23 protein-coding genes are annotated in these 19,316 nt (G+C 50.0%); 17 read left to right on the forward strand and 6 right to left on the reverse strand.

Annotation, left to right across the window (positions count from 1 at the left end; all coding sequences use genetic code 11):
* Window position 1 precedes the first annotated feature (1 nt).
* From O6P33_RS00520 to O6P33_RS00535, 4 genes are all read left to right on the forward strand, one after another.
* On the forward strand, window positions 2-667 hold the full coding sequence (locus tag O6P33_RS00520) for an SPOR domain-containing protein (RefSeq protein WP_269818315.1): 666 nt from the start codon (window positions 2-4) through the stop codon (window positions 665-667).
* Window positions 668-854: 187 nt separating this feature from the next.
* Window positions 855-1,385: an ATP-dependent protease subunit HslV gene (gene hslV, locus O6P33_RS00525; RefSeq protein WP_269818316.1), complete on the forward strand. Its 531-nt coding sequence runs from the start codon at window positions 855-857 to the stop codon at window positions 1,383-1,385.
* A 19-nt stretch (window positions 1,386-1,404) separates the two neighbouring features.
* The gene (hslU, locus tag O6P33_RS00530) at window positions 1,405-2,742 is read left to right on the forward strand and encodes an ATP-dependent protease ATPase subunit HslU (protein ID WP_269818317.1); all 1,338 of its coding nucleotides are present in this window, start codon (window positions 1,405-1,407) and stop codon (window positions 2,740-2,742) included.
* A gap of 61 nt (window positions 2,743-2,803) precedes the next feature.
* A complete protein-coding gene (locus O6P33_RS00535) occupies window positions 2,804-3,178 on the forward strand; it encodes a DUF971 domain-containing protein (protein WP_269818318.1) in 375 nt (124 codons plus the stop codon).
* A 44-nt stretch (window positions 3,179-3,222) separates the two neighbouring features.
* On the opposite strand, the gene O6P33_RS00540 is transcribed toward O6P33_RS00535, so the two are convergent.
* Window positions 3,223-3,498 carry a polyhydroxyalkanoic acid system family protein gene (locus O6P33_RS00540; protein WP_269818319.1) on the reverse strand — a complete coding sequence of 92 codons (276 nt, stop codon included), beginning with the start codon at window positions 3,496-3,498 and terminating at the stop codon, window positions 3,223-3,225.
* A gap of 127 nt (window positions 3,499-3,625) precedes the next feature.
* On the opposite strand from O6P33_RS00540, the gene ubiE reads away from it, so the two are divergent.
* From ubiE to O6P33_RS00595, 11 genes are all read left to right on the forward strand, one after another.
* Window positions 3,626-4,396: a bifunctional demethylmenaquinone methyltransferase/2-methoxy-6-polyprenyl-1,4-benzoquinol methylase UbiE gene (gene ubiE, locus O6P33_RS00545; protein ID WP_269818320.1), complete on the forward strand. Its 771-nt coding sequence runs from the start codon at window positions 3,626-3,628 to the stop codon at window positions 4,394-4,396.
* Window positions 4,396-5,013: a ubiquinone biosynthesis accessory factor UbiJ gene (locus O6P33_RS00550; protein WP_269818321.1), complete on the forward strand. Its 618-nt coding sequence runs from the start codon at window positions 4,396-4,398 to the stop codon at window positions 5,011-5,013. The genes ubiE and O6P33_RS00550 overlap by 1 nt, the downstream gene beginning before the upstream one ends.
* Window positions 5,010-6,587 (forward strand): ubiquinone biosynthesis regulatory protein kinase UbiB, encoded by a 1,578-nt coding sequence (ubiB, locus tag O6P33_RS00555; protein WP_269818322.1) that lies wholly within the window; start codon window positions 5,010-5,012, stop codon window positions 6,585-6,587. The genes O6P33_RS00550 and ubiB overlap by 4 nt, the downstream gene beginning before the upstream one ends.
* A 58-nt stretch (window positions 6,588-6,645) precedes the next feature.
* Complete coding sequence (hisI, locus tag O6P33_RS00560) at window positions 6,646-7,032, forward strand: phosphoribosyl-AMP cyclohydrolase (RefSeq protein ID WP_269818323.1); 387 nt, start codon at window positions 6,646-6,648, stop codon at window positions 7,030-7,032.
* 5 nt (window positions 7,033-7,037) lie between these two features.
* Complete coding sequence (locus tag O6P33_RS00565) at window positions 7,038-7,373, forward strand: phosphoribosyl-ATP diphosphatase (RefSeq protein WP_269818324.1); 336 nt, start codon at window positions 7,038-7,040, stop codon at window positions 7,371-7,373.
* 25 nt (window positions 7,374-7,398) lie between these two features.
* The gene (gene tatA, locus O6P33_RS00570; RefSeq protein ID WP_269818325.1) at window positions 7,399-7,644 is read left to right on the forward strand and encodes a twin-arginine translocase TatA/TatE family subunit; all 246 of its coding nucleotides are present in this window, start codon (window positions 7,399-7,401) and stop codon (window positions 7,642-7,644) included.
* Window positions 7,645-7,652: 8 nt separating this feature from the next.
* A complete protein-coding gene (gene tatB / locus O6P33_RS00575) occupies window positions 7,653-7,997 on the forward strand; it encodes a Sec-independent protein translocase protein TatB (RefSeq protein ID WP_269818326.1) in 345 nt (114 codons plus the stop codon).
* A complete protein-coding gene (gene tatC, locus O6P33_RS00580) occupies window positions 7,994-8,800 on the forward strand; it encodes a twin-arginine translocase subunit TatC (RefSeq protein ID WP_269818327.1) in 807 nt (268 codons plus the stop codon). Before tatB ends, tatC begins: the two co-directional genes overlap by 4 nt.
* Window positions 8,797-9,504: a 16S rRNA (uracil(1498)-N(3))-methyltransferase gene (locus O6P33_RS00585; protein ID WP_269818328.1), complete on the forward strand. Its 708-nt coding sequence runs from the start codon at window positions 8,797-8,799 to the stop codon at window positions 9,502-9,504. The genes tatC and O6P33_RS00585 overlap by 4 nt, the downstream gene beginning before the upstream one ends.
* Window positions 9,505-9,600: 96 nt before the next feature.
* Window positions 9,601-10,890, forward strand: a complete 1,290-nt coding sequence (locus O6P33_RS00590; RefSeq protein WP_269818329.1) for an MgtC/SapB family protein — start codon at window positions 9,601-9,603, stop codon at window positions 10,888-10,890.
* A 59-nt stretch (window positions 10,891-10,949) separates the two neighbouring features.
* Entirely contained in the window at window positions 10,950-13,121 is a 2,172-nt protein-coding gene (locus O6P33_RS00595) for a heavy metal translocating P-type ATPase (RefSeq protein ID WP_269818330.1), read from the forward strand.
* A 128-nt stretch (window positions 13,122-13,249) separates the two neighbouring features.
* Here O6P33_RS00595 and dtd read toward each other — a convergent pair whose 3' ends face one another.
* Window positions 13,250-13,687: a D-aminoacyl-tRNA deacylase gene (gene dtd, locus O6P33_RS00600; protein ID WP_269818331.1), complete on the reverse strand. Its 438-nt coding sequence runs from the start codon at window positions 13,685-13,687 to the stop codon at window positions 13,250-13,252.
* Window positions 13,688-13,749: 62 nt separating this feature from the next.
* On the opposite strand from dtd, the gene O6P33_RS00605 reads away from it, so the two are divergent.
* Window positions 13,750-14,181, forward strand: coding sequence for a hypothetical protein (locus O6P33_RS00605; RefSeq protein WP_269818332.1), 432 nt, complete (start codon window positions 13,750-13,752; stop codon window positions 14,179-14,181).
* Between the two features lie 82 nt (window positions 14,182-14,263).
* Here the strand turns inward: O6P33_RS00605 and O6P33_RS00610 are convergent, their stop codons facing one another.
* Window positions 14,264-15,271: a class 1 fructose-bisphosphatase gene (locus O6P33_RS00610; protein WP_269818333.1), complete on the reverse strand. Its 1,008-nt coding sequence runs from the start codon at window positions 15,269-15,271 to the stop codon at window positions 14,264-14,266.
* A 315-nt stretch (window positions 15,272-15,586) separates the two neighbouring features.
* Here O6P33_RS00610 and O6P33_RS00615 point away from each other — a divergent pair, with 315 nt between their 5' ends.
* Window positions 15,587-16,264 carry an OmpW/AlkL family protein gene (locus O6P33_RS00615; protein ID WP_269818334.1) on the forward strand — a complete coding sequence of 226 codons (678 nt, stop codon included), beginning with the start codon at window positions 15,587-15,589 and terminating at the stop codon, window positions 16,262-16,264.
* 141 nt (window positions 16,265-16,405) lie between these two features.
* On the opposite strand, the gene O6P33_RS00620 is transcribed toward O6P33_RS00615, so the two are convergent.
* Genes O6P33_RS00620 through O6P33_RS00630 form a run of 3 tightly spaced genes read right to left on the reverse strand, consistent with a single transcriptional unit; the run spans window position 16,406 to window position 19,241 of the window.
* Window positions 16,406-17,290: a sugar nucleotide-binding protein gene (locus tag O6P33_RS00620; RefSeq protein WP_269818335.1), complete on the reverse strand. Its 885-nt coding sequence runs from the start codon at window positions 17,288-17,290 to the stop codon at window positions 16,406-16,408.
* Between the two features lie 41 nt (window positions 17,291-17,331).
* Window positions 17,332-17,841, reverse strand: coding sequence for a single-stranded DNA-binding protein (locus O6P33_RS00625; protein WP_269818336.1), 510 nt, complete (start codon window positions 17,839-17,841; stop codon window positions 17,332-17,334).
* 32 nt (window positions 17,842-17,873) lie between these two features.
* Entirely contained in the window at window positions 17,874-19,241 is a 1,368-nt protein-coding gene (locus tag O6P33_RS00630; RefSeq protein ID WP_269818337.1) for an MFS transporter, read from the reverse strand.
* Window positions 19,242-19,316 lie beyond the last annotated feature (75 nt).

The following is a 19,316-nucleotide window of genomic DNA, read 5'->3' on the forward strand; positions in this document are numbered from 1 at the left end:
CATGGCTGCCCGTAAAAAAGCTGCGCCCAAGCGCGGCGCCAGTCGTTATCAAGCACCGGCCAAAAAACCCGTTCATCCATTGGTTTGGGTCATTGCTGGACTGATTATTGGTATTTTTGTGATGTCTCTATTTCGCCTTGAGCCAGGCAATGACGCTATTAAGCGTGAGCCCGCTGCAGTGGCAAGTAAAAAACCTGCGCCGAAAGCCAAAGAAGAGACAGCCAGCAAACCCAAGTTTGAGTTTTATACGTTGCTGTCAGAGTCTGAGGTGATTGTCCCGCCTGAAGCTCTACCGGAAAAAACGCCACCACCACCGCCACCACCGAGCAAGAAAGAAGTGGATGACGCTAAAAAAGCTGAAGCGGCACGGGCGCAAGCAATTTTAGACGGCAAAACACCACCGCCACCTCCTGCTAAAAAAGAAGCCAAGACACAGTTCTATCTGCAAGCAGGCTCTTTCCCAGAGCGCGCCAAGGCTGAAAGTGTCCGCGCACAGTTGTTGCTCAGCGGTCAAAATGTGCACATTGAAGCTGGTCAAGTAGCAGATAAAACCTGGCACCGAGTATTAGTGGGACCTTTTGTCAGTCGTGAGCAGTTAGATGTTGCACAAAAGCAGCTGGCCGCCAATGGCTTTAACAACCTGCTACTGCAACGTAAAAGTCGTTAATGCGATGACTTTGTAAACTCGGTGCAGTGCTTAGCGCTGCATCGTGCATGCCGTACCTCGCCAGTGTTAGCAAGACCCATATAAGTCTCTAATTTATTAAGTTTTCAACGCCAGCCCTTGAAGCCTGAGCATTGCACCCCCATATCTTAGTAATCCGGGCATAGGCCCATCAGCGTGGAGAACTCCCTTGACCACAATTGTATCAATTCGTCGCAACGGCAAAGTCGTAATGGGTGGTGACGGTCAAGTATCCCTTGGCAATACCGTTATGAAAGGCAACGCAAAAAAAGTCCGCCGCCTCTACCACGGCGAAGTACTGGCTGGATTTGCCGGCGCCACAGCAGACGCTTTTACTTTATTCGAGCGTTTTGAAGGTCAGCTGGAAAGACACCAGGGCCATTTAGTGCGTGCTGCAGTTGAGTTAGCCAAAGACTGGCGGACCGACCGTTCTTTAAGCCGCCTCGAAGCAATGCTGGCCGTAGCCAACAAAGATGCTTCATTAATTATTACCGGTAACGGCGATGTCGTAGAACCAGAACACGGTTTAATCGCGATGGGTTCAGGCGGTGGCTTTGCCCAAGCGGCAGCCATGGCTTTATTAGAAAACAGCAACCTGTCCGCTCGTGAAATCACCGAAAAAGCCTTACATATTGCCGGCACTATCTGTGTATTCACCAACCAAAATTTGACTATCGAAGAGCAGGATAGCGCTATTTAAGCGCACCTCGGAGACCATTATGTCCATGACACCCCGTGAAATTGTGCATGAGCTCAATCGCCATATCGTTGGCCAGGATGATGCCAAACGTGCCGTCGCGATTGCCCTGCGCAACCGCTGGCGTCGTATGCAACTGCCTGCTGAGCTGCGCAACGAAGTCACGCCCAAAAATATTTTAATGATTGGACCAACCGGTGTCGGTAAAACTGAAATTGCCCGCCGCTTAGCCAAGCTGGTCAATGCGCCTTTTATTAAAGTTGAAGCCACCAAATTCACTGAAGTGGGCTATGTCGGCCGTGATGTTGAATCCATTATTCGCGATTTAGCCGATGCCTCCCTCAAACTACTACGCGAGCAAGAAATCAAAAGCATGCGCAACAGCGCCGAAGATGCAGCAGAAGAGCGTATTCTTGACGCGCTTTTACCACCAGCACGGCAAGGCGTAGATGATAGCGCTGAGCGCACCGACTCCAGCACCCGCCAGTTATTCCGCAAACGCTTGCGTGAAGGTCAACTGGACGACAAAGAAATAGAAATTGATGTGGCTGAAGCTCCCATGGGCGTAGAAATCATGACCCCACCGGGCATGGAAGAAATGACCAGCCAGCTGCAAAATCTATTTTCCGGCATGCACAAAGGCAAAACCAAAAGCCGTAAGCTACGTGTTGCCGACGCTCGCAAACTGATTCGCGATGAAGAAGCCGCCAAACTGGTCAACGAAGAAGACCTAAAAGTGCGCGCACTAGAAGCAGTTGAGCAGCACGGTATCGTTTTCCTCGATGAAATCGACAAGGTTTCTAAACGTGGCAATACTGGCGGTGCCGATGTGTCCCGTGAAGGCGTACAACGCGACCTACTGCCACTGATTGAAGGCTGCACTGTTAATACCAAGCTGGGCATGGTCAAAACTGACCATATTCTGTTTATTGCCTCCGGCGCCTTCCACCTGAGCAAACCCAGCGACTTAGTCCCTGAGTTGCAAGGCCGCTTACCCATTCGCGTCGAGCTGAAAGCCCTCACCCCAGATGACTTTAAGCGCATCCTCAGTGAACCTGACGCCTCTTTGACTGAGCAGTATGTGGCGCTACTGGCCACTGAAGGCCTGAATGTAACCTTTACCGATTGCGGTATTAAGCGCATTGCTGAAGTGGCTTGGCAGGTTAACGAGAAGACTGAAAACATCGGTGCGCGCCGCCTGCACACGCTACTTGAGCGTCTGCTAGAAGAAGTATCTTTCGATGCCGCTGAATTAGCCGAGAAGTACAGCGCTGGAGCCTTAGAAATTGATGCAGCCTATGTTGATCAACATTTAGGTGAGCTGGCCAAAGACGAAGATCTATCGCGCTACATTCTATAAACCCTTGCTGTTGTGTCAGTGCTAAACTGTGCTGACACAACAATTTGCTCATGAGACCGCCATGCGTATTCCAACACGTATCAAACTCAATAAAAGCTCAAAAACTCTGGAACTCGGTTATGCCGATGGCCAGCAGTTTGCCTTACCTGCTGAGTTTTTACGTGTGCATTCGCCTTCTGCAGAAGTCCAAGGTCATGGCAACCCGGTTTTGCAGTACGGCAAAGTCAACGTCGCCTTAACTGGCGTACAAGCGGCTGGCAATTACGCATTAAAACTGACCTTTGATGATGGCCATGACACCGGTTTATACACTTGGAATTACCTCTACCAACTGGCCACGCAACAAGACAGCCTTTGGCAAGAGTACTTAGCTAAACTCCGCGCCGCGGGCCAAAGCCGCGACCCCAATGAGTCCGTTGTGCGCTTAATGCTTTAACCATTTGTACCTCCCCTGCTAAACCGCCAGTACCGCACCCTTGATCAAGCCAAGCGTTTATCTAGTGCATCCTCTATTTCACGCTGAATTGTGCCACTCAGCCCAGATAACAATAAGCCCAGCTTAAGACTGACACGCACCTTATGGTCATCTACGGTGATCGCCCCCTTAGCCCCTGCGCGCTTAACTTCCAAGGTATCACCGTCCCACTGATAACTGACCGCATATTGCTGCGCCAGGCGCTCCGCCAGTTGCTGAGCTTTCTCCCGTGCGCCAGCACGACCTAAAGTGTGCTCTCGCTCTACTACAATATGACTCATTGCTCCCCCTACAAGACCTGCTTACGGTAAGTATTGCTGCTCTTATTCGCGCTAATCTGTCTAGCGTCAAGACAAACAGCGCTGTGAGTATTAGAATGCTCGGTAATCTGTCTAAGGTGAAGTTTTTATGAGCAATCCACGCCAGCCCAACTCCAACGAGCAAACCACCCACTTCGGTTTTAAAAATGTCCGCGAAAGCGAGAAAGCCGAAAAAGTTGCTGAAGTCTTCCATTCTGTCGCCGCCCGTTACGACATTATGAATGATGTGCTGTCCGGTGGCATGCACCGCTTGTGGAAACGTTTCACTATCGAGCTCTCCGGTGTACGGCGTGGCAATAAAGTTCTCGATATCGCCGGTGGTACTGGTGACTTAGCCCGTAAATTTTCCAGCTTGGTTGGTACTGATGGTGAAGTAGTGCTGGCCGATATCAATGCTTCCATGCTCAAAGTCGGCCGTGACCGCTTGCTGGATAAAGGCGTAGCTAACAACATTCGCTTTGTGCAGGCCGATGCCGAAAAACTCCCCTTCCCAGACAACCACTTTGATGTGGTAACCATTGCCTTTGGTTTACGTAACGTCACCCATAAAGAAGAGGCTTTGCGCTCCATGCTACGGGTTTTAAAGCCCGGTGGACGCTTACTGGTTTTAGAGTTTTCCAAACCAAGCAATCCTCTGCTGTCGAAATTTTATGACGCCTATTCATTTAAATTTATGCCACTGGCCGGCAAACTGATTACCGATGATGCCGACAGCTACCGCTATTTAGCTGAATCCATTCGCATGCACCCCGATCAGGACACTTTAAAAGCCATGATGAACGATGCCGGCTTTGAGCGGGTGACCTTCCATAACATGACCGGCGGCATTGTTGCGCTGCACCGTGGAATCAAACCCTAATGCTCACCCAGTTTGCCTTAGCCAGTGCTGAAGCAACGATTAATCGTGTGCTTAGCCTAGATAGCACTGTATCAGCACGTTTAGCGCCTTTATCTGGGCAAGTGATCGCCATTGTCTGCACTGCACCAGCACTAACCCTGCACCTGATACCGCTGCAATCTGGCCTGCAATTAGCCAAAGAATGGCAAGCACCCGCCGACTGCACCCTCACTGCACCAGCCAGCTTGCTACTGAAGCTGGTCAGCAGCGTGGATAAAAGCGCGGTCTTACACCACCCAGAGGTAGACCTTGAAGGTAACAGCGGGCTCCTCATGGAGCTGGCGCAGATTCTGCAAGACCTTGAGCTGGATTGGGAATATGAGGTCTCGCGCTGGCTCGGCCCACTGCCCACGGCACTACTTAGCGGTCGCTGGCGTAGCAGCAAAGATTGGTTGGCGCAGTCCGCGCAGAGCTTACATGTAAACACTGCGGATTATTTAGCAGAAGAATCCCGAGCATTAGTCGGCCACGCGGAAGCCAATACGCGCTTCGATGAAATAGATCAACTGCAACTGGATCTGGACCGCCTTGATGCGCGCGTTGCGCGCTTACTTAAACGGAAACAAAAGCCTCTATGAAGCTGCTTGCTATCCGCCGTCTCTGGCGTATTTTGCGCGTCACCATTCGCTATCGCTTGGATGATTTAATCTTTGCTCTGCCGCTGCCTTGGTATATCAATATTTGCAGATTTTTGCTGCCTTGGCGCTGGTTACCACGGGGCGAAAACACTTTAACCCGCGGCGCAGCCTTGCGCTTAGCCCTGGAAGATTTAGGCCCAGTATTTATTAAGTTCGGTCAAATCCTCTCTACCCGCCGGGATTTATTACCGCCGGATATCGCCGATGAAATGGCCAAGTTGCAAGATCAGGTGCCACCTTTTTCATCGCAGCACTCCATTGCCATTATTGAAGAGCAATTGGGCGCCAGTATTGAGCAAGTGTTTAAAACCTTTTCTAGCACGCCTCTGGCTTCTGCTTCAGTTGCACAAGTGCATGCGGCGCAATTGCACAGCGGCGAAGATGTGGTGGTTAAAGTCATTCGTCCAGGCTTAAAGCCAGTCATTGCCCAAGACTTAGCCTGGTTGTATTTGCTCGCCAGCATTGCTGAGCGCGCCTCACCTGAAGCGCGGCGCTTACACCCTAAAACAGTGGTCAGCGACTACGAAAAAACCATTTATGATGAGCTCGACCTCTTGCGTGAAGCGGCCAATGCCAGCCAATTACGCCGCAACTTTAGCGATTCACCATTGCTCTATGTGCCACAAATTCACTGGCAGTGGAGCCGCCCTAAAGTATTGGTAATGGAGCGCATTTATGGCATTCCAGTCACTGATATGGAAGCGCTCATTGACCAAGGCACTGATCTGAAAAAACTTGCTGAACGCGGTGTAGAAATTTTCTTTACCCAAGTCTTTCGCGACAGCTTCTTCCATGCGGATATGCACCCGGGCAATATTTTTGTTAGCACCCACACGCCTTGGGATCCACAATACATTGCCATTGACTGCGGCATTATTGGCTCATTAACGCCCGAAGACCAAGATTATCTGGCGCGCAATTTACTGGCATTTTTCAAACGTGATTACCGCAAAGTGGCGCAACTGCATATTGACTCTGGTTGGGTACCCAGTGACACCCGCGTCAATGAGTTTGAAGCTGCGATTCGCACCGTCTGTGAACCGATTTTTGAGCGGCCCTTGAAAGAAATTTCGTTTGGTCACTTGCTGCTGCACCTCTTCCAAACTGCCCGCCGCTTTAATATGGAAGTGCAACCCCAGTTGGTCTTACTGCAAAAAACCTTACTCAATATTGAAGGTCTAGGTCGCCAACTGTATCCAGATCTGGATTTATGGAGCACAGCCCAGCCTTATCTAGAGCGCTGGATGCGTGAGCGCTATATGCCCAAGCACATCCTGGCTAACCTACAGCAGCAAATTGAAAAGCTGCCACACTTAGCCAACATGGCTCGCGACAGCTTTGAAAAACTCAGCAGCAACTCTGTGCCACCAGTCGCAGCACCAGCGTGGCTCAATAAAATTCTTGGCGCAGGCTTGTTAGTGGCCAGTACACAAGCGGGCTTAGCCCTTGAGTTGCAAGCTTGGCCGGCTTGGTTAATGTTCGCAGCAGGTCTATGCTTGGTCTTACGCCGCTAAATACCCGAGCCACTGAGCAATCATTAGCAGCAAAATTACGACAGTGATAGAGAGCAATATGAGCAACTGGTTAGACGCAATCAAATGGGACAGTGACGGTCTAGTACCGGCCATTGCCCAAGACTATAAAACAGACCGTGTATTAATGGTGGCCTGGCTCAATCGTGAGTCATTGGCGCTAACGGTTGCCGAGCAGCGGGCAATTTACTGGTCGCGTTCACGGCAAAAACTATGGCGCAAAGGTGAAGAGTCTGGACACATTCAGAAACTGCATGAAATACGCCTTGATTGCGACGCGGATGTTATTATCCTGCGCGTAGAGCAAATCGGTGATATTGCATGCCATACTGGCCGTCACAGTTGTTTTTATCGCGTATTAAGCGACGGGCAGTGGCAGACGGTCGAGCCTGTTATTAAAGATCCGCATGATATCTATCAAGGTTGATAAGCATGACTGACGATATTCTACGCCGTGTAGCGCAGGTCATTGATTCGCGTAAAAGTGCTGAACCAAGCACCTCTTATGTAGCAAGCTTGCACCACAAAGGCTTAAACAAAATTTTAGAAAAAGTGGGTGAAGAAGCGGTAGAAACTATTCTTGCCGCTAAAGATGCCGCAAGCTCAGGTGATGCTCAAGACGTTATTTATGAAACTGCAGATTTATGGTTTCACAGTTTGGTTATGCTTTCTGCTTTAAACTTAGAACCACAAGCAGTACTCAACGAGCTGGAACGACGCTTTGGCTTATCCGGGCACGCAGAAAAAGCAGCCCGCACAACTACTTAATTATTCGCACTACGGAGTACATATCATGGGCGGTATTAGCGTTTGGCAATTACTGATTATCTTAGCAATTGTTGTTGTATTATTTGGCACCAAGCGTCTTAAAAATGTCGGTTCCGACTTAGGCGACGCCATCAAAGGTTTTCGTAAAGCTGTCGATACCAGCGATGATAAACCTAGCGAAGCTGTGCAAAAATCTGAAGCAGCAGATACCACAGGGCGCACCATTGATGCCACAGCAGAACATGCTGAAGATCCTTCTGTTAAGAAATGAGCTAACCCATGTTTGATATTGGCTTCTCTGAACTGATTCTAATTGCTGTTGTTGCCCTACTGGTCATCGGCCCTGAACGCTTACCCGCTGCCGCACGGGTGGCGGGCTTGTGGGTGGGCCGGATTAAGCGCGGCGTAAGCAGTATCAAAGAAGATGTTGCGCGGGAGCTCGGCGCTGATGACATTCGCCGCGAGCTGCACAACGAAGGCATTCTGGAAAAAGAACGCCAAATTCTTAAAGAAACGTCTGATAAAGCCAATAAAATACTTAGCGAGCAACCGCTACAAACCTTATTTGAAGATACTTCTAAACCTAAAGACAGCACCCCAGTCGATAAAGAGCAGTCACCATGAGTACTTCCCAAGAGCCGGAAAACCACATGCCGCTGCTTGCCCATTTACTAGAGTTACGCACACGACTGTTGCGTTGCGTAATCACTGTACTAGTGGTGTTTGCTGCGCTGTTTTATTTCTCCCAAGATATTTACGCGATAGTTGCTGCACCGCTGCGCACCTATTTGCCTGATGGCGCCACCATGATTGCCACTGGCGTGGCCTCCCCTTTTCTAACGCCATTTAAACTGACTATGGTGGTTTCGCTGTTTCTCAGCATGCCGGTGATTTTACAGCAAATTTGGGGCTTTATTGCCCCTGGCTTGTATAAGCATGAAAAGCGCATAGCCGTACCGCTGATGATCGCCAGTATTGTCTTATTTTATGCTGGAATGGCCTTTGCCTACTTTGTGGTTTTCCCGATTATGTTTGGTTTTTTTGCCAGCGTAACACCACAAGGGGTCGAGATGATGACCGATATCAGTCAATATCTGGACTTTGTTTTAACCTTGTTTTTTGCTTTCGGTGTGGCTTTCCAAATCCCCATTGCTACATTTTTGTTGGCCTGGACGGGCATGGTTGACGTGGCTACTTTAAGAAAAAGCCGTCCTTACGTGATTGTCGGTTGTTTTTTCGTTGGCATGCTCCTCACTCCACCGGATGTTTTTTCACAAACCCTACTCGCTGTGCCGATGTGGCTGCTGTTTGAGATAGGGGTAATTTTTGGTGGCATTATTCAAAAAGAACAAGCTGCTAATAAGGCTAGCGAAGAGCCCTCGTCAGAGGATGACAATACCGAGCAAAAACCGCCTGTCCAATCATGAATCTATTGCTCGTCAGTCAGGCTGACTTTATTGCCACAGACCGTGTCCGCATTAGCGACCGTCGACTCCAACATCTAAACTCAGTGCATAAAGCCAGCGTAGGGCAAACCCTGCGCGCTGGCTGTTTAGGTGGCTTGCAAGGACAAGCAACTCTGTTAGCAATTGATGATACGGCTGCTGAGCTGCACGTTGACTTCCAGCAGCCGCCACCGGCTAAGCTGCCCATTACCCTACTATTGGCTTTGCCCCGCCCCAAAATGCTGCGGCGCACCTTGCAGACCATTGCCAGCATGGGTGTGGCGAAGTTGGTGCTAATCAATAGCTACCGCGTGGAAAAAAGCTTTTGGCAAACACCTTTTTTACAACCTGAAGCACTGCATGAGCAATTGCTTTTAGGCCTTGAACAAGCCCGCGACACTGTCTTGCCAAACATTATCTTAGCCAAACGTTTCAAACCTTTTGTCGAAGATGAGTTGCCTGCCATGGCCGCCAACACCCGCGGTTTAATCGCCCATCCTGGCGATTTCCCGGAATGCCCACGCGCCCTCAGCGAGTCGGTGACCCTAGCAATTGGCCCCGAAGGCGGATGGATTCCCTATGAGGTGGAACTGCTAAGCAAAGCCGGCCTGAGTCCGGTGCAACTGGGCGAGCGTATTTTGCGTGTGGAAACCGCAGTGCCTGCGCTGTTGGCACGTTTATTTTAAACCCCTAAACTGTAGCCTTATAATCTAGGCAGGCTGAGCGCTACAGTGAAAGGTACTGCACAGCGCACGGCCCAATCTGCACAGCTAAGGTGCCCAATGGAAAGTTTTGCCGAACAGTTTGTCAGCGAACAAAAAATCATTATCCAGCTCGCAGTTGCCTTATTGCTGGGCGCGCTCACTGGTTTAGAGCGCGGCTGGGCAACCCGCGAACAGAAATCTGGAGAGCGGGTAGCCGGCATGCGCACTTACGCACTGGTCGGCTTGCTGGGCGGTATTACAGCGCTATTATCGCTCAAGGTCACACCTTGGGTATTGCCAGCCAGCTTACTGGCGGTCTGCGTTGCGGCAGTGATGGCCTACCGCGTGCGCATGCTGCAAATGCGCGATTACAGCATCACCGGTATTATTGGTATCTTACTGACGTTCTGTTTTGGTGCTGTGGCGGTTGCCGTAGACATCGCCGTAGCTGCCACTGCGGCGGTGATCACGACGATAATACTCGACAATAAAAACGAAATTCACAGCGCACTCAATCGCCTACAAGAACACGAACTGGATGCCGCATTAAAGCTGCTATTGATTTCTGTAGTGATGCTGCCGTTACTGCCCAATGAAGGCATCGGCCCCGGCGGCATGCTCAACCCCTATGAAATTTGGTGGATGGTGGTACTGATCGCCTCGATTTCATTTGTGGGTTATTTTGCCATGCGAGTGGGTGGTACAGAAAAAGGCATTTTATTCACCAGTCTCTTTGCCGGGCTAGCCTCATCCACCGCATTGACGCTGCACTTTTCTCGACTGGCGCGGCAAACAGCACAGATCTCACCACTGTTATCATCCGGTATTCTGATCGCCTGCGGCACCATGTACCTGCGCATATTATTGTATTGCGCAATGATTAACCCTGCGCTCTTGGGCCACTTAACTCTTCCGCTCTTAATTATGACGCTGGTGCTATATTTGCCGGCATTATTAATCTGGCGCAAACACCGTAACGGCACCCGAGTGGAACAGCCGGCCTTATCCAGCAACCCACTCGACTTAAAATCAGCGCTGCTGCTGGGCGCACTGCTCACAGTGATTTTGTTGATGGCTAGCGTTTTAAAGCAATGGTTGGGTAATGCGGGAATTTACGTACTGGCCACCGTTTCCGGTATCACTGATGTAGACGCCATCACCCTGTCCTTAACGCGCATGTCGCAAACCGGCCTTGAGAGCACAACGGTTATTATTGGCATTATTATCGCCTCTTCAGTGAACAATCTGATGAAGGCTGGTATGGCCGTTTCCATTGGCGGTCGCGCGATGCTGCTGCGTGTGGCGCTGCCGATTCTGCTGTCATTATTGGCAGGTTTAGCTGTGCTGCTGCCAATGTACAGCGCTTGACTCTACCACCGTGGTAGGCTTTTAAATCTAAGCAAAGGCCACGCGTTATTGGAGCATCTATGAAATCTTGCAAAACTGAATGTGGCATACCCCATACGCAATCTGCGCCAGCCGGTTCTGCAGATAAAGACCCGAGCCATATCAGCAGCGTCTTTATCATTACCGAGATGGACTGCCCCACTGAAGAGCAACTTATCCGTAGCAAGCTCGTCACTTTGCCCGAGATTAGCGCAGTGGAATTCAACCTGATGCGCCGCCAGCTGACGGTGACTCATGCCGAGCAGGCATTCGACAGCATTGTGCAAGCATTACAAAGCATTGGCTTTAATCCTCAGCAGCAAGGCGACTCGCAAAATATTGCACAACCGCCTAAGCAATCCTTATGGCCACTTATCATTGCCGGGATCGCCGCCACTTTTACTGAAGTCGCTGAGTGGACCATGGCTGATTCGCACTGGGCGGTGATCCCTCTCACTTGCGTGGTGATTGCCACCGTGGGTTTACCAGTGCTGAAAAAAGGCTGGGTGGCCATTCGTAACGGCAATCTCAATATCAACGCCTTAATGACCATTGCCGTAACCGGCGCGCTGTTTATTGGCCACTGGCCGGAAGCTGCGATGGTGACTTTTCTCTTTGCTTTGGCGGAGTGGATTGAATCCAAGTCGCTCGATCGCGCCCGCTATGCCATTCATAGTGTTTTAGAGCTGGCTCCGGAAACAGCACTGACATTAATCAATGGGCAGTGGCAGACCAGCCAAGCTGAAACAGTGGCGATCGGCACCCGTGTGCGTCTACAACCCGGCGAGCGCGTACCACTTGATGGCATCGTCGTCAGCGGCAACTCAACAGTAAACCAAGCGCCGATTACTGGCGAAAGCTTGCCAGTGGAAAAGAGCGTCGACAGCCCTTTATTTGCTGGCAGCATCAATATGCAGGGCGCGCTGGAGTACGTCACCAGTGCCACCCGCGACAACTCAACACTGGCGCGCATTATTCATGCGGTCGAAGAAGCGCAAGCCAGCCGTGCGCCCACCCAGCGTTTTATTGATCGTTTTGCCAAAATTTATACGCCGATTGTCGTGGCCATCGCCTGCTTAGTGGCCATCGTGCCGCCGTTATTATTTGGCGGTTTGTGGAGCGACTGGCTGTATAAAGCTCTAGTTTTACTAGTGATTGCCTGCCCTTGTGCGCTAGTGATTTCCACGCCCGTGGCCGTGGTCAGCGCCCTGACTCAAGCCGCACGCCAAGGTATTTTGATTAAAGGTGGCGTATTTTTAGAACAAGGTAAAGAGCTGACGACTTTAGCCTTTGATAAAACCGGCACCCTCACCCATGGTACACCTGTCTTAACGCAAACGCTGCTACTCAATGACCCAGAGCATAACGCTCAACATCTGGCAGCTAGCCTTGCTGCGCGCTCTGATCATCCGGTGTCGTTAGCCATTCACAAGGCTTTTCTTGCTCAGCAAGAACACTGGTATGAGGTCAGTGACTTCGAGGCGCTGCTCGGCCGCGGCAGCAGTGGCCGTATTAACGGTGTGCGCTATTACTTAGGCAATCACCGCTTGATACAAGAGCTCAAACTGAGTACATCAGCACTGCAAACACAACTCAACGCGCTGGAGCTACAAGGCCAAAGCGTCGTCATGCTAGCCAGCGAAGAGCGAGTACTGGCCTGTTTTGCCGTGGCCGATACGCTGCGCGAACAAGCCGCTGAAGCCATTGCGCAACTGCACGCCTTAGGCATCCATACGCTGATGCTCAGTGGCGATAATCAGCACACCGCCAGCGCCATTGCCGCACAAGTGGGGATTGAGCACGCTAGCGGTGAGATGCTGCCGGAAGACAAACTCCAGCACCTGCAACACCTGCAAAGCGATGCGCAGCAAGTGGTCGGCATGGTGGGAGATGGGATCAATGATGCGCCAGCACTGGCACAAGCCAATATCAGCTTTGCCATGGCCGCAGCGGGTTCAGACACCGCAGTGGAAGCGGCCAATATCGCCTTAATGGATGCTGATTTACGCAAGATCCCGCAATTTATCCGTTTATCGCAACGCACAGCCACGATTCTTAAGCAAAACATCAGCTTTGCTATTGCCATTAAAGTGGTGTTTTTAGTCTTAGCCATTAGCGGCCAAGCAACGATGTGGATGGCTGTCTTTGCTGACCTTGGCGCCAGCTTATTGGTGATTCTCAATAGCTTGCGCTTATTAAAGCACCGCGTTTGAACAGCCCCCAGAGTGCGCAGTGGTTGTCTACGCACTCTGGCACTCCGGATAAAGGCGTTATTTATTTAACCCTGAAAGCCGCGTACAAGCCGTGCGCGGGTTTTATTAAGCGCGCTAAAAGCAGCGCACTAGACCTCTAGCATAAAAGTCACCGGCCCATCATTGACCAACTGCACCTGCATATCCGCGCCAAACTGACCGGTCTGCACCTTGGCATAACGCGCTTGAGCCATTTGTACCAGTTGCGCAAATAATGCTTCTGCTTGCGCGGGAGCTGCTGCGGTTGAAAATCCTGGACGCAAACCGCTGCGCGTATCAGCAGCCAAAGTAAATTGTGACACCAATAACAAGCCGCCCTGAATATCCGTCAAGGATTTATTCATGCGTTCTTGCTCATCGGCAAACACGCGGTAATTCAGCAACTTGTGCAGCATTTTTTCTAAACTTTGCTGATTATCACCGGGCTCGAGACCCACCAGCACCAATAATCCAGTATCGATCCGCGCCACTTCAGCTCCGTCAATGCTGACACTGGCTTGGCTCACCCGCTGCAATAATGCTTTCACATTCGCCTCTCTAACTTCAGTCGATTAAGATGCAGGCATGATTAATTTTTGAGAGCGATACCATGTCGATACTGCTACGTTCATGCGCACTGTTTATGTTATCCCTGAGTTTGCTGGCCTGCCACTCGCAATCGCCCATTGATGCGCTCGATGCTGCCGCACAAAGCTTAGAGGAAAACCTAAGTAGCAAACGCAACTCTGCCGTTACTGAGCAATTACATCAAGATTTTAGCGCTCAACAAGGGATGGATAAAAAAGCTGCGCAACAATACATGCTGCTACTCTTTATGCGCTTTAAGAACGTCAACATTTTAGTGATCAATCGAACCTGTCAGCTGGATAACAGCTATCGTGACCGTGGCCACTGCAGCGCGCAGGTGGCTATTAGTGGCGCGCAGGGGCTAATTCCAGAGCGAGCTGATTACTACAAAGTAAACAGTCAGTGGCAGCTCGACGATAAAGATTGGCAGCTCGTACAACTGCAGTGGGACTGATCGTTGACGGCACTCAATAGGCTGTTAAACGCCTAGTGAGTGCCTGCTATGTATCTACCAATAGAGGCTTTAACAGCTCTATTTACTTGCTGTGATAACCGGTGATGCGCTCAACTTCATCTTTAGAGCCTAAGAAGACCGCCACACGCTCATGCAGTGATTCGGGCTGAATATCCATAATACGCTGATGGCCATTGGTCGACACACCGCCTGCCTGCTCAATAATAAACGACATCGGATTGGCTTCGTACATCAAGCGTAATTTGCCAGGTTTTTCTGGCTCACGGGCATCACGCGGGTACATAAAGATACCGCCACGGGTCAAGATACGGTGTACATCAGCCACCATCGCGGCAACCCAGCGCATATTGTAATCTTTTTCCAAAGGCCCTTCTTGCCCCTGTAATAACTCATCCACATAACGCTTAACAGGTGCTTCCCAGTGACGCTGGTTGGACATATTAATTGCAAATTCAGCGGTGGTTTCAGGCACGCGAATATTGTCATGGGTCAAAATAAATGAACCCATTTCTGAATCTAAGGTAAAGCCTTTAACGCCATTACCTAGGGTCAGTACTAACATGGTTTGTGGGCCGTAAATGGCGTAACCCGCAGCAACTTGCTCGGTACCGGCCTGCAAAAAGGCTTCTTCGCCCAAATCTCCTTCTTCGCCATTGCGATCAGGGCAACGTAGCACTGAGAAGATCGTCCCCACTGATACGTTAACGTCAATATTGCTTGATCCATCCAATGGGTCAAACACCAATAAATAAGAACCCTTTGGGTACTTACCTGGAATCTGATAAGCATTATCCATTTCTTCTGACGCCATACCGGCTAAGTGGCCGCCCCACTCGTTAGCTTCCAGCAAGATTTCATTGGACAGCACATCAAGCTTTTTCTGTACTTCACCTTGCACGTTCTCAGTGCCCATGCTGCCTAAAACACCACCCAATGCGCCTTTCGACACTTGGTGATTAATCATTTTACAAGCGCGTGCTACCACTTCGATTAAAAAGCGTAGCTCTGCTGGGGTTTGATGTGAACGGGTTTGTTCAATAAGAAAACGGCTTAAGCTCGTGCGTGTCATGAAACGCTCCAACGGAGTAAGGAAAAATATGCGGGCAAGTTTACCGCTTTGTGACTCGAATTGCTGCATCGCTTTTGCCTTGCCACGGGATACTCTATGAAAAGCAGAATTAATCCGCCTTAATTTAAAAGGCTATGGGCTATTGCGCGGCTGCTAAAACGATACACTCAAGCACTTTACTGTGAACAAATACGGATTTCAGGCACAGATAACCAGCTACTGCAGCCTTTCTTGACTTGTATCAAAAATCTTTGTGCTTCAATCCGTAACATCGTTACCAACCAACACAAACGATAAGTTGCAATGGAGCACATCATGCGCACAACTTTATTCGCTTCGTCATTATTGGCGTTAGCTATTGCTGCACCCTCAGTTCAAGCTCACCAAGCTGGCGATATTATCGTTCGTGCTGGTGCGATTACTGTGCAAACTAAAGAAAATTCTTCTAGTGTTAAACTGGATCGTGGCGGTAATACAGATTTTGGCGGTAAAGCGACTGTAGACAATGACACTCAGTTAGGTTTGAACTTTGCTTACATGGTCACTGATCACTTTGGCGTTGAGTTGTTAGCCGCAACGCCTTTTAGTCACGATGTCAGCATTAAAGGCACTAACGCTGTAGATGGTAAGCTCGGTAGCCTAAAACACTTACCACCAACCTTAAGTGCTGTGTTCTACCCGCTGGACAGCAAGTCTGCCTTTCAACCTTATATTGGAGCAGGTATCAACTACACATGGTTCTTTGATGAGAGCACCACAAGCGAAGCAAAAGCTAAAGGCTTGAACAGCTTAAATGTTAAGAACACATGGGGCTGGGCTGCTCAAGTCGGTGCTGACTATATGTTAACCGACAACTTAATGCTCAATGGACAAATCCGTTACATTGATATCGATACCACCGCTTATGTAGATGTAGCTGGCGGAGCTCGCGCTAAAGTTAACGTCGACCTTGAGCCACTGGTTTACATGGTTGGTTTAGGCTACAAGTTCTAATATTTAGAAGCTTAAAACAAAAAACAGGCGCTTAATGCGCCTGTTTTTATTTGTACCGCTATGCATTTCCGATATTTTTTCTAGTACCGCCTTGTAGCGAACCCAGCCACACATCATCTTTAGCTATCGTGCGTATCCAGACTACACATTGCGATAGTAGCTATCCAGCAAGTCGCTTAAGCCTGTGCGCCAAGCCCGTGGTTTAATACCAAAAGTATGGGTAATTTTGCGTGTATCCAGTACTCCATGCTGTGGCTCAATTACCGCATCCGCAAAGCTGGCATGGGCACGGGCTTCAACTTCTTGACTGAGCTGCGGCCGCCAAGCCTGCGCCTCGGCTAAGATTGCTTGCGCAACAGACAATGCTGTTGCCGCCTCTTGCCCACCATAATGGTAGGTTCCCCACAAAGGTGCTGAGCAGTCCAACTGCTTTAATATTGCCAAGATCACCCGCGCAGCATCTTCTACCGGAGTAGGATTACCACGCCGATCATCGGCCATTTCCATCAACTCATGATCCTGTGCACGACGTAAAACACGCCCCAATACGCCTTCAGGACTGTCATCAAGCAGCCAACCAATACGCAACAACACGTGCTTGGAACACAAAGCACGAACACTTTGCTCCATACGCATCAACGCCTGCCCTCGCGGGCTGAGCGGCTTACACTCATTGGTTTCGTTATACGCAGTAGCACGTACACCATCAAATACGCGGTAGCTAGAAGGCTGTAAGAGGATGCAGTCGTAATGTTTACACAACTGCGCTAAGCGCTCGATGGCGCGCTCTTGCGGTATGAAATGTAAAGGATCAACGGCCCCTGCCTGAAACCAATCATAATAATAGGCAAGATTGATCACTGCATCAGGCCGCACTTCATCAATTAAGCTGGTTAAGCTGGCGGCATCCCAGGCACCTTTTTCCGGCCTAGGGGCCAGAAAAGAAATATCGTCTTCCGCACCTAGACGCACTAAAGCTTTTCCTAGCGCATTGCCACCACCCAGCAAAACCAAGCGTAATTGCATATCAGTTCCTCAGAATTATTATTATAAATTATGCTATCTGTTTAGAACGGGATGTCGTCGTCAAAGCTGTCGTAGTCTGGCGCTGGCTGCGCATCATGCTGCACGCTTGGTGCTGGGCGCTGCTGCTGTTGCGGCTGGCTTTGCGGTTGTTGCTGTGGCTGCGACTGTGGGCGTGAGACTGGCGCACGGCTAGCACCATCATTATCACCACGGCTATCCAACATTTGCATGGTGCCACCAATATCTACAATCACTTCTGTGGTGTAGCGCTTAACGCCATCTTTTTCCCACTCTCGGGTTTGCAGGCGGCCTTCGATATAAATTTTGGAACCTTTGCGCAAATACTGCCCAGCAATTTCAGCAATTTTTCCAAAAAATGTCACCCGGTGCCACTCAGTGCGCTCTTGCATCTGTCCGGTTTGCTTGTCACGCCAGCTATCACTGGTTGCTAAGGTTAAGTTGGTCACCGCATTGCCATTGGGCAAATAGCGTGTCTCTGGGTCGCCGCCCAAATTACCGATCAAAATTACTTTGTTAATTCCACGAGCCATATCATTCTCCAAACGGTCAGCACGCCAATGTATTAAAGGTAACCTTCAATAGCGGCACGATCTATAATTTGCGTGTCAAATTTCACATAAACAGCAGCTTCCTCTGCCACCAATACAGCTTCCATCACACCCGCTTGCGAGCTTAACGCCGTCAACCACTGTGTTTCTTGCAGAGCCACAGGGGATACCGGCAAACGCATGCTAGTTACATAAGGCGGCTCTTGCATATTAGCAGCAAAAACCAGCCAAAGTGCTGCAAGTGCAGCGCAGCTAGCAAAAACCACAGGTGCACCGCCCACGCTAAACAACCAGCCACCTAACATGCCACCCAAGGCTGCACCTAAAAACTGACTGGTTGAGTAGACGCCCATCGCCGTACCCTTAGCGCCTGCGGGTGCTATTTTACTGATCAAAGAAGGCAGCGTTGCCTCAAGCAAATTAAAAGCAGTAAAGAACACTATGGTACCAATCACCAATAGGATTAAACCGTGCCCGAACCACCAAAAAAACAATTCACTAAACAGTAAAACACTGATGGCACCAAGAAACACGCGCTTCATTTTGCGCTTTTTTTCAGCATAGATAATAAAGGGCAGCATGGCAAAAAAGCCGACAAAAAGCGCGACCAAATACACCCACCAGTGCTCCTCTTTAGGCAAGCCACCCTGCTCAACTAAAGCCAAAGGCAGTGCAATAAAGCTGGCCATAAGCAAGGCATGCAACACGAAGATGCCCAAATCTAAGCGCAACAAAGCACCATTACGCAAAATTCCGGCAAACGCTGACGGAGCCACCCCAGCCTCACGATTTTGCAGTTGCACGGTGGGCTTGGGGACAACAAAAGCAATGATAAAGATACCTAAGATTGCCATCGCCGCAGTAAACCAGAACAATCCAGACAAACCAAAGCCGCGAGTCACCAACGGTCCAACCACCATAGCAACCGCAAAAGAAATGCCGATACTGATCCCAATCATGGCCATGGCTTTGGTGCGATTTTGCTCGCGGGTTAAGTCCGAGAGCAGCGCCATTACTGCTGCAGAAATAGCCCCAGCCCCTTGTAAAACACGCCCAGCAATGACGCCCCAAACTGAGTCAGACATCCCCGCCACCACACTGCCGGCGGCAAAGATTAATAAACCTAGATAAATAATCGGTAAGCGGCCAAAGCGATCCGAAAGCATACCAAACGGAATTTGTAACGCCGCCTGAGTTAAACCATAAGCACCAATGGCCAGTCCTAATAAAAAAGGTGTGGCGCCAGATAGGTCTTGCCCATAGGTCACCAAGACCGGCAACACCATAAACATGCCCAGCATACGAAAGGCAAATACCGATGATAAGCCACCGGCAGCGCGACGCTCCTGAGCATTCATTGCGTCACTATTATGATCGTGCATAACACCTCCCCAATTTAGAGGCGCAATTCTATCAGGCAGAAGACTTTGCCGCAGCCTCCCTCTAACCCGTATACT

It is taken from the genome of Denitrificimonas caeni (assembly GCF_027498055.1).
In the GTDB taxonomy this organism is placed as follows: Bacteria; Pseudomonadota; Gammaproteobacteria; order Pseudomonadales; family Pseudomonadaceae; genus Denitrificimonas.

Coding starts and splice junctions, on each gene's coding strand:
- O6P33_RS00630 (WP_269818337.1), bottom strand. CDS start 19,241: ATGCACGATCATAATAGTGACGCAATGAATGCTCAGGAGCGTCGCGCT.
- O6P33_RS00590 (WP_269818329.1), top strand. CDS start 9,601: ATGGAAAGTTTTGCCGAACAGTTTGTCAGCGAACAAAAAATCATTATC.
- O6P33_RS00625 (WP_269818336.1), bottom strand. CDS start 17,841: ATGGCTCGTGGAATTAACAAAGTAATTTTGATCGGTAATTTGGGCGGC.
- tatB (WP_269818326.1), top strand. CDS start 7,653: ATGTTTGATATTGGCTTCTCTGAACTGATTCTAATTGCTGTTGTTGCC.
- hslU (WP_269818317.1), top strand. CDS start 1,405: ATGTCCATGACACCCCGTGAAATTGTGCATGAGCTCAATCGCCATATC.
- O6P33_RS00535 (WP_269818318.1), top strand. CDS start 2,804: ATGCGTATTCCAACACGTATCAAACTCAATAAAAGCTCAAAAACTCTG.
- O6P33_RS00595 (WP_269818330.1), top strand. CDS start 10,950: ATGAAATCTTGCAAAACTGAATGTGGCATACCCCATACGCAATCTGCG.
- hisI (WP_269818323.1), top strand. CDS start 6,646: ATGAGCAACTGGTTAGACGCAATCAAATGGGACAGTGACGGTCTAGTA.
- O6P33_RS00550 (WP_269818321.1), top strand. CDS start 4,396: ATGCTCACCCAGTTTGCCTTAGCCAGTGCTGAAGCAACGATTAATCGT.
- O6P33_RS00610 (WP_269818333.1), bottom strand. CDS start 15,271: ATGACACGCACGAGCTTAAGCCGTTTTCTTATTGAACAAACCCGTTCA.
- O6P33_RS00565 (WP_269818324.1), top strand. CDS start 7,038: ATGACTGACGATATTCTACGCCGTGTAGCGCAGGTCATTGATTCGCGT.
- O6P33_RS00620 (WP_269818335.1), bottom strand. CDS start 17,290: ATGCAATTACGCTTGGTTTTGCTGGGTGGTGGCAATGCGCTAGGAAAA.
- tatC (WP_269818327.1), top strand. CDS start 7,994: ATGAGTACTTCCCAAGAGCCGGAAAACCACATGCCGCTGCTTGCCCAT.
- O6P33_RS00540 (WP_269818319.1), bottom strand. CDS start 3,498: ATGAGTCATATTGTAGTAGAGCGAGAGCACACTTTAGGTCGTGCTGGC.
- tatA (WP_269818325.1), top strand. CDS start 7,399: ATGGGCGGTATTAGCGTTTGGCAATTACTGATTATCTTAGCAATTGTT.
- ubiE (WP_269818320.1), top strand. CDS start 3,626: ATGAGCAATCCACGCCAGCCCAACTCCAACGAGCAAACCACCCACTTC.
- O6P33_RS00520 (WP_269818315.1), top strand. CDS start 2: ATGGCTGCCCGTAAAAAAGCTGCGCCCAAGCGCGGCGCCAGTCGTTAT.
- O6P33_RS00615 (WP_269818334.1), top strand. CDS start 15,587: ATGCGCACAACTTTATTCGCTTCGTCATTATTGGCGTTAGCTATTGCT.
- ubiB (WP_269818322.1), top strand. CDS start 5,010: ATGAAGCTGCTTGCTATCCGCCGTCTCTGGCGTATTTTGCGCGTCACC.
- O6P33_RS00605 (WP_269818332.1), top strand. CDS start 13,750: ATGTCGATACTGCTACGTTCATGCGCACTGTTTATGTTATCCCTGAGT.
- O6P33_RS00585 (WP_269818328.1), top strand. CDS start 8,797: ATGAATCTATTGCTCGTCAGTCAGGCTGACTTTATTGCCACAGACCGT.